The organism is Flavobacterium johnsoniae (genome assembly GCF_030388325.1).
In the GTDB taxonomy this organism is placed as follows: Bacteria; Bacteroidota; Bacteroidia; order Flavobacteriales; family Flavobacteriaceae; genus Flavobacterium; species Flavobacterium johnsoniae_C.
Map to the genome: position 1 here is coordinate 4078045 of NZ_CP103794.1, position 14617 is coordinate 4092661.

Annotated in this window: 9 protein-coding genes; all 9 read right to left on the reverse strand. The window is 35.5% G+C overall.

The features are described 5' to 3' along the window. Positions 1-28: 28 nt before the first annotated feature. A complete protein-coding gene (locus tag NYQ10_RS17615) occupies positions 29-1513 on the reverse strand; it encodes an alpha-L-fucosidase (protein ID WP_289877536.1) in 1485 nt (494 codons plus the stop codon). Positions 1514-1549: 36 nt separating this feature from the next. Beyond that, positions 1550-3400, reverse strand: a complete 1851-nt coding sequence (locus NYQ10_RS17620) for a glycoside hydrolase family 35 protein (protein WP_289877537.1) — start codon at positions 3398-3400, stop codon at positions 1550-1552. Positions 3401-3412: 12 nt separating this feature from the next. Beyond that, the gene (locus NYQ10_RS17625) at positions 3413-5725 is read right to left on the reverse strand and encodes a glycoside hydrolase family 20 protein (protein ID WP_289877538.1); all 2313 of its coding nucleotides are present in this window, start codon (positions 5723-5725) and stop codon (positions 3413-3415) included. 227 nt (positions 5726-5952) lie between these two features. Beyond that, on the reverse strand, positions 5953-6978 hold the full coding sequence (locus NYQ10_RS17630) for an isoaspartyl peptidase/L-asparaginase family protein (protein ID WP_289877539.1): 1026 nt from the start codon (positions 6976-6978) through the stop codon (positions 5953-5955). A 90-nt stretch (positions 6979-7068) separates the two neighbouring features. Then, positions 7069-8187: a putative glycoside hydrolase gene (locus NYQ10_RS17635; RefSeq protein ID WP_289877540.1), complete on the reverse strand. Its 1119-nt coding sequence runs from the start codon at positions 8185-8187 to the stop codon at positions 7069-7071. Next, a complete protein-coding gene (locus NYQ10_RS17640; RefSeq protein ID WP_289877541.1) occupies positions 8162-9229 on the reverse strand; it encodes a carbohydrate-binding family 9-like protein in 1068 nt (355 codons plus the stop codon). Before NYQ10_RS17640 ends, NYQ10_RS17635 begins: the two co-directional genes overlap by 26 nt. Positions 9230-9236: 7 nt before the next feature. Beyond that, the gene (locus NYQ10_RS17645; RefSeq protein ID WP_008467432.1) at positions 9237-10202 is read right to left on the reverse strand and encodes a glycoside hydrolase family 130 protein; all 966 of its coding nucleotides are present in this window, start codon (positions 10200-10202) and stop codon (positions 9237-9239) included. Between the two features lie 271 nt (positions 10203-10473). After that, the gene (locus tag NYQ10_RS17650; RefSeq protein ID WP_289877542.1) at positions 10474-12351 is read right to left on the reverse strand and encodes a sodium:solute symporter family protein; all 1878 of its coding nucleotides are present in this window, start codon (positions 12349-12351) and stop codon (positions 10474-10476) included. A 22-nt stretch (positions 12352-12373) separates the two neighbouring features. Continuing rightward, entirely contained in the window at positions 12374-14614 is a 2241-nt protein-coding gene (locus tag NYQ10_RS17655) for a GH92 family glycosyl hydrolase (protein ID WP_289877543.1), read from the reverse strand. Positions 14615-14617: the final 3 nt, after the last annotated feature.

The window sequence follows — 14617 nt, forward strand, 5'->3', positions numbered from 1 at the left end:
TTAATATTTAAAACCATAGGCTTCATTTTTATCTGTTGATCGCTTCGATTTTTAAAGCCCACGCTTCTTTTGCAGGAAGATTATTTCTTAAACTTTCCGGAATAATTACTTTAAATCCGTTTCCTTCTTTAGTCCATTTTAAAGAAGTTTTAGAACCTAACATCGTAATTTTTGTTCCTTTTTTAGGACTGATAGCTTTTACCGTAACTTCAGCAGGAATTTTATCTTCTCCTTCTTTAGCTAAATAAAATGCAAATACATTTCCAGCTTTATTTTGTGTAAAACAAATATTTTCTTCTTTATAAGGTTCGATTGGTTTTGTGTTGTAAATCGCTGTGCTGTTTACTTTCATCCAGTCACCGTAAGCTTGCAATAAATCGTAAGCTCCCTTATCCCATTCTCCTTCTGGACTTGGAGCAACGTTTAATAATAAGTTTCCACCTTTAGCCACAATATCAATCAATAAATGAATTCCTTGTCTTCCTGTCATGTACTGAGCCCCTGGAGAATAAGACCATCCGCCGCCAGCTGGAATACAAGATTCCCAAGGATAAGGCAAAGTTTTAGCAGGAACACGTCCTTCTGGAGTTAAATAGTTTTGGTTTTTACCGTGAACAGCTCTATCTACAACAATTAAACCTGGTTGTTTTTGACGCGCTTTAATTACCAATTCATCCATTTTTGGATCTTGATCTACCACTCTGTGTTTGATAAAACCATTTTTAGATTCGTTTTCAGTAAACTTCTCGTCGTAGTTTTCTTTGATGTTCACTTGGTCTCTTTTTCTAACCCATCCACCATCTAACCATAAAATATCAACTTTACCGTAGTTTGTTAAGATTTCTAAGATTTGGTTATGAGTGAAATCTACATATTTCTGCCATTTTTCTGGGTATAATGACGGATCGTAATTTACGTTTCTGTCGAATGGAGGAAAATAAGGATCCCAGTAGTTTTCGTTGTGCCAGTCTGGTTTAGAGAAATAAGCTCCTGTTGAAATACCTTCTCCTCTAAATGAGTTGAAAATTTCTTTTAAAACGTCAGCTTTAGGGTTGGTATGAAAAGGAACATCGTTACTAGTAATCTTGTAATCAGAATATTTAGTATCATACATATTGAATCCGTCATGGTGTTTTGTAGTGAAAACCATGTATTTCATTCCAGCATATTTAGCCGCTTTAGCCCATTTTGCAGGATCAAATTTCACAGGATTAAAAGTCTTTCTTAAACCTTCGTAATCTTTAATATAATCATTATAATTAGATGGATTACTTCCTTTTTTACGTTCACACCATCCGTAATCTTCAGGGCAGATAGACCAAGATTCTACAATTCCCCATTGGCTGTAAGTTCCCCAGTGCATTAGCAAACCAAATTTTTTGCCTTGCCATTCGTCTAAGTTTTTTAACACCAACGGATCTGTTTCTGGTACGTATCTTTCATCTTCATAAATCGCCTGAGCGAATATCTGAGCTGAAAATAAAAGGGCGATTATGAATATTCCTTTTTTCATCTTTAATCTAATTTATAATTTATTATTCTTTGTTTTTTAGTTTAGTTTATCCAATATCGGTTGATCTGTAAAAGTTAATTCTTTTGGAGTGTTTTCGTTAAGTTGCTCCAATACAACAAACTTATTTTCACCTTTGTTCAACCAACAGCCTGGTACATAAAGTGTTTGTTGTGGTCCCACTTTCCAGTAACGACCAAGATTGTGTCCGTTAACAAATACAATTCCTTTTCCCCAATTGGTCATATCTAGAAAAGTATCGGCTGGCTTGTCAATGTTTACTGTAGCTTCATGTAAAACTGGGCGTCCAGGTTTTACCGTTTCAGTTTTAAGAACTGGAACTTCACTCATCGGCATTTTATACATTTCCCATCCACCACTAATTTCATATTCATTAATGAATACTGGAGAAATAATTCCTTTCGTATTATGTACAATTTCAGCTCCGTAATTGATACGTCCCATGTTTTCAACCAGAATTTCTAAAATACCGTTAAAAGGAATAGAAACGGTCAACTCGTAATTTTTGAAAACTCTATTCAATTCTCCCGCCTTAACTCCATTTACATAAACGGTAGCAAAGTCTCTTAATCCTTGTATTTTTAATTGACCTGAAATGGGTTGAGTAAATCGTTTACGATACAAAACATATCCATGTCCCTGACCTAACTTTTCAAAAGTTAAAGGTTGATCATTTACAACTGCTTTTTCTTTTTTAATCCAACTTAAAACATCCATGCTTGATTTTACAGGCTGATTAGGATATTTTGCAACTGGTATTTTCTCAGGAATCGGTGCTAATTTTGTTTTAGAATACTTTTGCATTACTTCGCGAATAGCCATGAATTTTGGTGTTGCCCAACCTGCTTCGCTAATAGGCGCATCATAGTCATAACTTGTAATATCAGGCTGAATATCACTTTCTTCGTTGTAATTTGCTCCAGAGGTAAATCCAAAATTAGTACCACCGTGTACCATATAATAATTAAAAGAAACACCTGCATCAAGATACTTTTTAGTCTGACTTGCAATCTCTTCAGATCCAATTTTAATAAATGGTTCTGCCCAATGATCTAACCAGCCAGAATAAAACTCTGCCACCATGTAAGGTCCTTGTCCTTTATGGAATTTATCAACCTGTTTTTTTAAATTTTCTATATTTGATTCTCCATTTGCGGTTGGTAACACGCCTTCAACAGCACCACCTTCAAACAACCAAGTACCATCAGAAGTGAAAAAAGGCTCTGGAAACCCAGTTTCTTTAAGCATATTATAAATGGCAGTTTTGTATGCTTTATGATCTTCAGCACTAATATCGGTTCTTTGAGAAACATAAGAACCAAATTCATTTTCAGCCTGAACCATAATAATAGGTCCACCCTGATTTGCAAAATTTCCCTTTACCACTGCATACAAATGTTCCAAATATGTTTTACAAGCTTCCAAAAATGCTTTGTTATTGGTACGAATTACCAAATCTTTATTATTCTGTAACCACCAAGGATAACCTCCAAATTCCCATTCACCACAGGCATAAGGACCTGGTCTAAGAATTACATATAATCCTTCACTTTTAGCAATTCTTAAAAACTCTGCTAAATCTTTATTTCCTGTTTTAAAATCCCATACACCCGGCTCAATTTCATGATAATTCCAAAACACATAAGTAGCCACGGTATTCAATCCCATCGCTTTAAGCATTTGCAATCGATGTCTCCAATACTCTTTAGGAATACGCTCATAGTGCATTTCTCCCGAATGTATTTTTATAGTTTTTCCATCTTTTTGAAATTCTCCATTAGCTATAGAAAATCCTTTTGTTTGAGCGTTTGTAAAAAACGGCATCAAACAAATCAATAATACTCCGAGATTAAATAATATCTTATTCATTTTTTAAAACATTTAATTCACCAAAATCTCATCCACAAACAACCAAGAGCTTTCTCCTTTCGGGCTTTTCTTTAAGTTGCCTCCAATTACTTTCACAAAACGTGCATTTTGTTTTTGGAAATTGATTTTGAAATCTTTCAACTCCGGAACTGGATTTGCTGCATATGGACGTGTTATTTTTCCAACTTGCGTGTATTTAACTCCATCATTAGAAATCAATACTTTCACCTGAATTGGGAAATTAACTCCTGCGCCTTGACTTTCTAAAGCTCCAACTGTAACTTGCTCAATACTTTCTACTTTTTCAAGATCAATTACCAATTCCATATCGTTAACCAGCCAAGCCTGCCATTGTCCGTCATGGAAATTTTTGCTTCCGCGAATGGCATTTACCATAGTATTAGCATCTCCTTTATAATTATCATTAAAAGGCGTTAAGTATTTCACTTTTTTCGCAAATCCCTTATGGAAAACAATAGTATCTGTAAATGTTTTTCCAACTGGTTTTTCATCCTGAAATAAAGAAGATTTTAAAACTGTTGTTTCTTTGATTTCAATTGGACTAGTATATTTTATCGCATGATGTTCAATGTTTTGATTTCCTAAAACATATCGGATATCCGGATTTGGAAACTCATTTTTCAATTCTACTTTGATTTGTTTATTCCCCAAATCGGCTGTAGAAGAAGCCGTTACCAAATAAGCGCTTTTCGCATAATTTAATCCCTGATAATCGTAACGCTTGAACATTGAGAATAATCTGGATGTAAAATCGTTCCAGTTACGTTTCTCTTTCGGGCTCCATAATGTTTCAGATAAAGCCGCTAATCTTGGGAAAATCATATATTCAGAATCTTTTGGACCAGCGATATGTTCTGCCCATAAATTGGCTTGTCCTCCTAAAATATGTGAAGCATCTTCTGGTGTCATTCCCTGCACAACCGGATCAAACTGATATACTTTATTTAACGGATTATAAGCATCAAAAGCCAAAGGTTCTTCATTTTGAGGTCCTTGATAGAAGTTAAAATAGCAAGGAGATTCTGGAGACATAATTACATCGTGGCCTTGTTTAGCCGCTTCCGCACCTATTTTCTCTCCTCTCCAGCACATAATTGTTGCACTAGGATTTAGTCCGCCTTCTAATACTTCGTCCCAGCCAATTAGCTTTTTACCTTTAGAATTCACATATTTTTCAATGCGTTTTACGAAATAGCTTTGTAATTGTTCTACACTTTTTAAGCGCTCGTCTTTAATTCTTTTTTGACAGTGCGGACATTTTGCCCAATTGGTTTTAGTTGCTTCATCACCTCCAATATGAACATATTTAGAAGGGAAAATTGCCATTACTTCATCCAAAACATTTTGTAAAAACTCAAACGTAGTTTCTTTTCCAGCACAGTAAATATCTGTTAAAGGCCAAACGCCTCCAGAAGGAACTCCAATTCTCTGATCAAAACAAGCCAATTCTGGATAAGATGCAATCGCACTGCTTACGTGAGCTGGCATCTCGATTTCTGGAATAATTTCAACTCCTTTTGTTGCTGCGTATTTTACGATTTCTTTTAATTCTTCTTGCGTGAAGAATCCGCCGTAAGTTCCTTTTTCGTCAGGATTTGTAGTCAATCTGGCATTCCAGCTTCTATTTTCCTGATCTACTCTCCAAGCACCAACTTCAGTTAGCTTTGGATATTTTTTAATTTCAATTCTCCAACCTTGATCGTCAACTAAATGCATATGCAAAACATTCATTTTATGCGCTGCTAAACGATCGATTGTTGCTAAAACATAATTTTTATCAAAAAAATGACGTGAAAAATCTAGCATTAAACCTCTCCATTTAAAACGAGGTTCATCATTTATTGTCAAACTTGGAATCTCCCATTTTGCAGAAGTTACCGCAAACTTGCTTTCAATTGCTTCAGGAAGTAATTGTCTGATACTCTCCAAAGCATATAAAAATCCATTATTTCCTTTTGCAGAAATAACAATATTAGTCGGATTTACATCTAAAACGTAAGCTTCGTTTTTTAAGTTTGAATCTGTTTTCAATAAAACATAATTACTTGCAGGAGCTTTTGTAGTAACTTCTGGTTTCCATCCTGCCGCAGTTTCAAATTTAGAAGCCAAAGCATTTGCAGCACTTTTCTGAAAATCTCCGTTTACTACAAATTTTGTGTCTTTTGTAAATTCAAAAACACCTGTTTTAATCAGAGTCTGACTCGGTTTTGGAATAATACGAATATCATTTTCCGTATATATTTTCTGTGCGTTAGCTGAGAAAATTGAAGTGATTACGGTTAATAGAAATAATAATTTTTTCATTCTTTATTTTTTGGTTTCTTTAATTGTTTGTTCAAACATTTAAAGATGTAGTTTTTAGGTTTCGTTTGTCATTTCGACTGAAAGGAGAAATCACACTAGAGACTCCTCACAGAATGTCGCCAATCTTTGTCGAATCCCGAGTGTGATTTCTCGTTCCTCGAAATGACAAACTGTTATGTAAAACTTTGTCAAAGTTTCAAACTTTGACAAAGTTGTAAACGTGATAATTATTTATCCCAAGACATTTTAAACTTCGCGTCTTCCATTCTGTGGCCTTTTGCATCATCAGAAACGGCAAAATTAAATCCAGATCTTAGACTGTAACCTGCATATTCGCCGTTTTTATTTAAAGCAATAAAACCAACTTGGAGATATTCCATGTCTTTGTGGTTTTTATGTTTGTTGTAAATACGTTCCGTAATTTCTTTACAAGCATCATAAGGAGATTTTCCCTGACGCATTAACTCGACAACCATGGCGCTTCCAGCTGTTCTAATAACCGCTTCACCCAAACCAGTTGCTGCGGCTGCTCCCACTTCGTTGTCCAAGAAAAGACCCGCGCCGATTATTGGGGAGTCACCGACGCGTCCGTGCATTTTCCAAGCCGCACCGCTCGTGGTACATCCGCCCGAAAGATTGCCATCTTGGTCTAACATTAGCATGCTTATGGTATCGTGATTTTCTATATTAATAACTGGTTTGTATTTTGAATCTTCCAGCCATTTTTTCCAGTCTTTTTCAGATTCTGGAGTCAATAAATTTTCTTCTTTAAAACCTTCAGATAAAGCAAACTGCAATGCGCCTTGTCCCGCTAACATAACATGCGGTGTATTTTGCAACACTCTTTTTGCAACAGAAATTGGATGCATAATTCCTTGTAAAAAACAAACAGAACCGCAATTACTGTTGTGATCCATTATACAGGCATCAAGCGTAACTTTTCCCTCGCGATCTGGATAACCTCCATAACCCACACTACGAACAGTTGGATCGGCTTCAGGTATTTTCATTCCGGCTTCGATAGCATCTAAAGCCGATTTTCCTTCTTTTAAATTCTTCCAAGATTCTTTATTCGCAGGCAGACCATGATTCCATGTCGAAATAATAACTGGTTTCTGCTGCTTTTTCTCTTTTGGTTGCACAGCCGTTTCTTCATTTTCAGGAGTAGCAGCAAATCCGCTTACGCCCAAAACAGAACTTATGACTAAGGTGCCTAAAGTGGTTTTCTTAATAAAATCTCTTCTATTTGACATGTCTTTTGGTTTTAATTCAACATTCAAAAACAAAATGTTCTTAATGTTGCTAAATTAATCAGTAATAATTTTTAATCCGAGTAAAATCGACTACAAAGCTGATTTTACCTCCTTAATTGTTTTCAAATTACTATCTGATAAGGCATTTCCGTCAAAAAATGAAACTCCTGTTGCGCCATTTTTCTTCGCTTGCAAAATCGCTTCTTTTAATTCTGCATCCGATTTTAATCCTGGAATATAAATTCCTGTATTTACTTTCGTTGGCTTTCCTTCCAAATCGGCTACACCTTGTTTCGTTGCGTAACCTACCCAGTCAATTTCTTCATCATAAAAACTATGATAAATCATTGGATATACTTCGTCAATATTCCATTTATCCCAACGCTGACGTACCATGTGGTCTGCCATTTCCGGATAAGGAAATACTGCTGCCGTTAATTTTTTGTTGTGTTTATGAGCAATTTTATAAGCATCGTCAACCACAGCTTTTACTGCATTTAATCTGAAAATTTTCCATTCCATATCAATTGAAGTATTGTGGCTTTGTTTTGGATTTTTGTGATGTTCTTTCTCGAATTTGCTTACGCAGGCATCGCAATAACAGAAATCAAATTGTGGTAATTCTACATCCTGAACCAAATTGTATTTTGGTAACAAACTGATTGGCAGGAAGATATCTGGAAAACGAATATAATCTAAATGTACACTTTCGATTCCTTCTACTTTTGCCAATCCTTCAACTAAACCTAAAACGTGATTTCTAGATTCTTCTTTAGTTGGGCAAAGCCATTGGTAATAATCTACATACGGACGGTTATCAAAACAAGATTTTCCTTCTTTACTTACTTGGTACCAATCTGGATGCTGTAAAGCAACTGAATCATTCGGACGGTTCATTGCCATAATCCAAGCGTGCACTTTCAGACCTTCTTTTTTGGCAAGAGGTACTAATCTTGCTAATAGTTTTGGGTCGGTTTGCGTGTTAATTAAAACTTCGTCAATTCCGCCGTCTTTATATTTTTTGAATTCTTTCGAATAATCTGCATCCGATTTTTTAGCATCAGCAGTTGTCCAGACTCCAAAAGTGAATTTTCCATTTTCTTGATCTTTATTTTCTTTTTGTCCGCAAGAGAATAAACTCAGCGAAAGCGCAAGAATTAAAATCCTTGAAAAGTTCTGTAATTTATTCGTTCGTAATAATTTTACCATCTTCTTTAATTATTAAGGTTTTGTTTGAAAAAGGACTCTTTACCAAGATATTAAATCCTGATGAATGATTTTCTAAAACTGGTTTCAAAGTCTTTCCGTCCACAACTATATTTTTTTTACTGATACTTTGCAGTGATTTTGCCCAAGATTTATTCTTTTCGAAATATCTTTTTTGAGCGCGATACAACGTATACAGTTCCCATTTTACTTTTTCTTCCTGTGGAATTGTAAATTTATCATCGCTTTCTTTTGAAGAAAAGTATACATAAGCCCATTTTTCGGGCTCATGCATATTGATGACTCCCATAGGCGACCAAACCCAATTGTATTCTGGGAGAAACTTTCCTTCTGAATCTTTTTTTCGTTCGTACTTTCCGTCGATAACAGAATGCTGCCAATTTACCCGAGAGAAATTAACCTTCCAAAATTTATCTTTCGGAACAATATTATCGTGATAAGATGTTTTATAAACCGACCACGGAATGGCAATTTCTAATGTCCAGCCTTTATCAATATCTGAAGCATTATTTAAAGTTCCATCCACTTTTACCGCCGATTTTAATCCGTCAATATTCCAGTCGTTTAAAACTGTATTTTTTTCTCGGTACGGTTTATTGATAAATAAATCCCAAGCAGTATTCAGCGCATTAATTTCTAATTCATAATAATTATGAGTATCATTATCTGGATCGATAAAAACTTCAAAATCATTATTATAGAAAATAATAGTGTCACGCTGTTTTAGATTTGCCCAAACATGAGGCTCCTCCATTTTTGCCAGAATATAGTAGTATTTATCGTCCCAAAGCATTTTTACCCGAGTCTTGTATTTTGGAGTTTCAACGCCTTCTATGTCGACAAAAGGCGTTGTCCAAGATGCTTTTTCCCAAGCTTTATCTGCTCCGTCTCCGTCAATAACAATTTCGCTTGACGTTTTATAGGCAATATAACTTTTCGGTGTAACCGGTTTTTCAGATTGCGCATAACTCATCAATCCAACAAAAAAAACGGCAAGGGACAATAAATTACTTCTACTATGCATCTTTATATTATAAACTATTATTTTTTGTAAACTCAATTACCTCGCTCAGTTTTCCGAAAGCGATAGCTACGTGAGTATCTGCAGCACCATAATAAACCGCCAATTTATCTTCTTCAATATCGTGTAAAGCCGCACATGGGAAAACTACGTTTGGTACATCTCCAACCATTTCATAAGTCTCAGCTGGTCCTAATAAATAAGGCTGTGTTCTGTATTTTACCTGATCTGGCGAATCAACATCTAAAAGTGCTGAACCCATTGCATAACGGAAACCGTTGCAAGTATTGATAACTCCGTGGTAAATCATTAACCATCCTTCGTCTGTCAAGATTGGAATTGGTCCTGCACCCACTTTTGTACATTGCCAAGCACTTTGCTCAAACGGACTTGGTTTCATCACCAATCTGTGTTCTCCCCAATATTTCATATCTGGACTATAGCTAATCCAAATATCTCCGAATGGTGTGTGTCCGTTATCACTTGGACGGCTTAACATTGCATATTTACCGTTGATTTTTTGTGGGAATAAAACTCCGTTTCTGTTGAATGGCAAGAAGGCATTTTCGCATTGGAAAAATTCTTTAAAATCGAAAGTATAACCAATACCAATTGTTGGTCCGTTGTAACCGTTACACCAAGTAATCCAGTAACGGTCTTCGATCCAAACCACGCGCGGATCATATTTATAAGCAGATTCGATCATTTCTGTATTTCCAGATTTCATCTCAATTGGTTCATGGTTAATATCCCAGTTGATACCATCTTTACTGAAACCAGCAAAAATATTCATTTGAACTGCTTTATTATCACATCTGAAAACCCCAGCATATCCGTCTCCAAAAGGTACAACTGCACTATTGAATATACTGTTTGATGAAGGAATCGAATATCTGTCGATAATTGGATTCTCAGAATATCTCCACATTACATCTTTACTGTTTTCGGGTCTGTCTTGCCAAGGAATAGTACTCATTTTTTGTTTTTTTTATTTATTAGTTTTTTTATTCTTTTATTCTAAAGCTTCGTTTTGTCATCCTGACGAAGGAAGGATCACACTAGAAGCTCCGCAATCTATATTGCCAATCTTTGTAGATTTCCTATGCGTTCCCATAGTTGAAACTATGGGCTATGTTGCAATCTTTGTCGCCAATCTTTGTAGAGTTTCGAGTGTGATTCCTCGTTCCTCGGAATGACAAACTCTGGAGAAAATCTTGCTTCTTTAATCTTGCTTCTACAAAATCTTTCTACTCTTCAATCTTACGAACTCGATCCAGCCAAGTAAACTTCAAAATCGTAGTCGTCACTAAGAAAACTACCAAAGCCACACCCGCTTTTGGATAATCTCTAATGATGAAATAAATTGGAAGCAGAATCATGCTTGATTGCCAAATAATTCCGATTACGCAATTCATCATATCTAAATAGAAATCATTATTTTTTTGGAAAGACTGATCTTCTGCTTTTAATTGTTTGTAAACTGGATTCCAGAATCCCCAAGGCCTTACATTTGAGTAGAACGATTTTAAAACCTCCATATCGGTTGGTTTACTTAGGTAAGTTCCTAAAAGGCACCCTAAAATTGACATTCCGAAAATTAATGGGAATAAATAAATTGATGGCACTTGCGAAAGATCATGCAAGAACGTTCCTGCTTCTAAACTTCCTTTACTTTGATCTAAAATGAATTGAAGAGAAGCAGCGATTAATCCGCCGACCATTCCCCAGAAATAACCCCATCCGTTAAAACGCCACCAAATCCATTTTAAGAAGTTCGCCGCAACATAACCTCCGTATAAAGCACTTGTGATCCAAAGTGTTAGTGAGTTGATCGAATCTGCGAAGAATCCCATAAAAACTCCCAAACCTACTACTAAGAAAGATGAAATCTGACTTACTTTGATATAGTGTTGATTCGAAGCAACTGGTTTAAAGTATTTTTTATAAATATCATTTACAATATAAGCTGGTCCTGCATTTACGAAAGCTGAGAATCCAGACATGAAAGCCGCTAATAATCCTGCTAGAAGAATTCCTTTAATTCCAACCGGGATATAAAGATTAACCACTTTTGGCATTAATAATTCTAAATCTGCGCCCGTTAAATTTACGTTTGCGTTTAATTCAGGAGCTAAATTCACTAAAGCAATAACCACAATTCCTGTGATTAATAAATATCTAGGAATGAATAAAATCAAATTGGTAAAACCACTCATATAAGCTGCTTCTTTTACCGATTTTGTAGAAAGAACACGCTGTAAATCGTAACTTGGAGTTGGACCTGCCACACTCGCGAAGAAACCTTTAAACAAAGTCATTCCGATGAAAGCGCCAAACATTTTATAACCTTCCGTATCAATTAATCTGTTGAAAGTTTCGAATTTATCGCTCCATTGTGTTTCAAATTCCCATCCGAAGAAAACATTTTTCCATTCTGGCGTAATTACCGAATTGATCTGAATATCAGTATAATTAATGAATGCATAACCAGCGATTAAAACTCCGGCAACAATCATGATAATATATTGTACAACTTCTGTAGCAACTACAGAAAACATTCCACCTTTTACGGTATAAATCGTAGTTAAGAAAATGATTAACAATGCATAAGCTTGTTCTGAAGTTAAGAAAACTCCGCCATTCATGTGAACTGTCAAATCCCAAGGAAGAATAATCGTTACAAATTTTCCGATTCCGACGAAGAAATACGCGATGAAACCAATTGTAGAAATAATAGCAAAAATGGCAACAATAATATGCGATGCTTTTCCTGCTTTGTCGCTTCCAAAACGAGTCAGAATCCATTCGGAACCCGTCATTACTTTTGATCTTCTAATCCAGACCGCGAGGAACATCATGACAAAAATCTGATTCCAAATTGGCCAAAGCCACATAAACATGAAGCTTTTTACTCCATATAAAAATAAAACGCCAATCATCCAGGAAGTTCCCGAAACATCAAACATTCCAGAGCCGTTACTTAAACCTAGAAAATACCATTTAATAGATTTTCCTCCCAAGAAATAGTCATCTAAACCTTTGGATGCTTTTCTTGAAATCCAGATTCCTATACCGACCGACATTACGATATAGATTAAAATGATTGATACGTCAATAATGTTCATTAAATTATTTATTTTGAATTAGTTAGTTTAGACCCCAATTTTTGTTTGGCTGTGCTCCCATTACAAAATGAAGTACACCGCCATTTAGCATTTCTTGGTGAGAGATTGCTGTTTTATTAAATGCTTTTCCGTTTAAAGTAGCCGATTGGATGTAGAAATTTTGCTTAGAAACATTTTCAGCTTCTATCACAAAAGTTTTTCCGTTTGGAAGATTTAAAGTCGATTTCTCAAAAATCGGACTTCCAATTTCGTATTCTCCAGAAGCTGGATTCATTGGGTATAATCCCATTGAGCTAAATACATACCAAGCTGACATTTGTCCGCAATCTTCGTTTCCGCTCAAACCATTTGCTGTTGTATTGTATTGCGTATCTAAAATATGACGTACCCAATATTGCGTTCTCCAAGGCTGTTTTGCATGGTTAAACATGTAAGCAATATGGTGGCTTGGCTCGTTTCCGTGTGCATATTGTCCGATCAAACCAGAAATATCTGCAGAAACGTTGTTTCCTGTAATTTCAGAACTCTCTGTAAATAATTGCTCTAAACGTTTTGTAAAAATGTCATTTCCTCCGTGAAGTGAAATAAAATTATCTACATTATGAGGTACAAACCAACTGTGCTGCCAAGCATTTCCTTCTGTGTAATCTGTATGTTCTCTGTGGTTTGAATGTTTTGGGTCGAAAGGTTCGTTCCACGATTTTCCATCTTCCGATTTTCCTCTCATGAAACCAGATTTGGCATCAAATAAATATTCGTAAGCTTTTGCACGTTTTGAGAAAAACTCATAATCAGCTGTTTTTCCTAAAGCTTTGGCCATTTGTGCTACACACCAGTCGTCGTAAGCATATTCTAAAGTAATCGTAACTGATTCATCTAATAAGTTGTACGGAATGTAACCGTATTTTTTGTAGAAATTCAATCCGCGTTCGTCCTGCATCATTGTTGCTTTCATGGCTTCGAAAGCTTTTTCTGCATCAAAACCTTTAATGCCTTTCATATAAGCATCCACAATAACCGGAATCGAATGATATCCTGTCATTGTATTGGTTTCATTTGCGTATAAAGTCCAAACCGGAAGTATTTTTTTAGTTTCATAATACGCTAACATCGAGTTTACTAAGTCTGAAACTTTTGTTGGTTCTAATATCGTCAACAATGGGTTCTCTGCTCTAAACGTATCCCAAAGTGACAATGTAGAATAAGCTGTATAATCTTTAGCGGTAATAATTTTATCGTCTTCTCTTCTAAACTGACCATTTTTATCACTGTAGGTTACAGGCGCCACTTGTGCGTGATATAAAGCGGTGTAGAAAATTGTTTTTAAAGAATCAATCGGAGTTTCAACTGTAATTTTACTTAAAGCTTTATTCCATTCTAAAGTAGCATCAGCTTTTGTTTTTTCAAAACTCTGACTTTCAGCATCTAAATTACCTTTTGCATTTTCAACACTTACAGAAGAAAGCGCTACTTTTACTCTTAATTCTTTGGAGTTTTTAGAATCGAAAAACAATTGTAAAGCTGTATTTTCTCCTTCGGCACTTTTGCCAGAAACTACTTTTTTATCAGCAGTAATAATAGATTCCGTTATTGGCTTAGAAAATTTGGCAACAAAAAATACTTTCTGATTTTTTGCCCAACCTGTACTATAACGGTAACCGCTGATAGTATTGGCATCTTCAATTTTGATAGACGTTTTTAGCTCCTTATCCCAGTTAATCGCAAAACCAAGATCTACAACAACCGACTGAACGTCGTTATTATTATAGGTATATTTATGGTATGCGGTTCTTTGCGTAGAAGTTAATTCTACATTGATCTTAGGATCTTCAAGAAAAACTTGGTAAGAACCCGGTGTTGCTTTTTCGTTAACATGATTATATTTTGATTTATACGGAAGGAAATCGCGTGAAGCGGCTTTGGCGGTTAAGTCTAATTTTTTGTTTGTCGGCATAAATAAAATATCTGCCAAATCACCGATTCCTGTCCCGCTTAAGTGTAAGTGACTAAATCCAGAAACTATGGAGTCAGAATAATGATAACCAGAACACCAATCCCAGCTTGAAATTCCATTATCCGGACTCACTTGCAGCATCCCAAACGGAACTGTTGCGCCAGGATACGTATGTCCGTGACCTCCAGTACCAATAAATGGATCTACATAATTTGTTGCAAAATTTTTGTGATCTGTATTTTTATCTACTTTTATTTTGCAACTTGCAATAAAAATTACCGTTAAAGAGAGCAGAGTAATTTTCTTCATATC

Coding starts and splice junctions, on each gene's coding strand:
- NYQ10_RS17650 (WP_289877542.1), bottom strand. CDS start 12,351: ATGAACATTATTGACGTATCAATCATTTTAATCTATATCGTAATGTCG.
- NYQ10_RS17620 (WP_289877537.1), bottom strand. CDS start 3,400: ATGAATAAGATATTATTTAATCTCGGAGTATTATTGATTTGTTTGATG.
- NYQ10_RS17625 (WP_289877538.1), bottom strand. CDS start 5,725: ATGAAAAAATTATTATTTCTATTAACCGTAATCACTTCAATTTTCTCA.
- NYQ10_RS17615 (WP_289877536.1), bottom strand. CDS start 1,513: ATGAAAAAAGGAATATTCATAATCGCCCTTTTATTTTCAGCTCAGATA.
- NYQ10_RS17635 (WP_289877540.1), bottom strand. CDS start 8,187: ATGGTAAAATTATTACGAACGAATAAATTACAGAACTTTTCAAGGATT.
- NYQ10_RS17640 (WP_289877541.1), bottom strand. CDS start 9,229: ATGCATAGTAGAAGTAATTTATTGTCCCTTGCCGTTTTTTTTGTTGGA.
- NYQ10_RS17630 (WP_289877539.1), bottom strand. CDS start 6,978: ATGTCAAATAGAAGAGATTTTATTAAGAAAACCACTTTAGGCACCTTA.
- NYQ10_RS17655 (WP_289877543.1), bottom strand. CDS start 14,614: ATGAAGAAAATTACTCTGCTCTCTTTAACGGTAATTTTTATTGCAAGT.
- NYQ10_RS17645 (WP_008467432.1), bottom strand. CDS start 10,202: ATGAGTACTATTCCTTGGCAAGACAGACCCGAAAACAGTAAAGATGTA.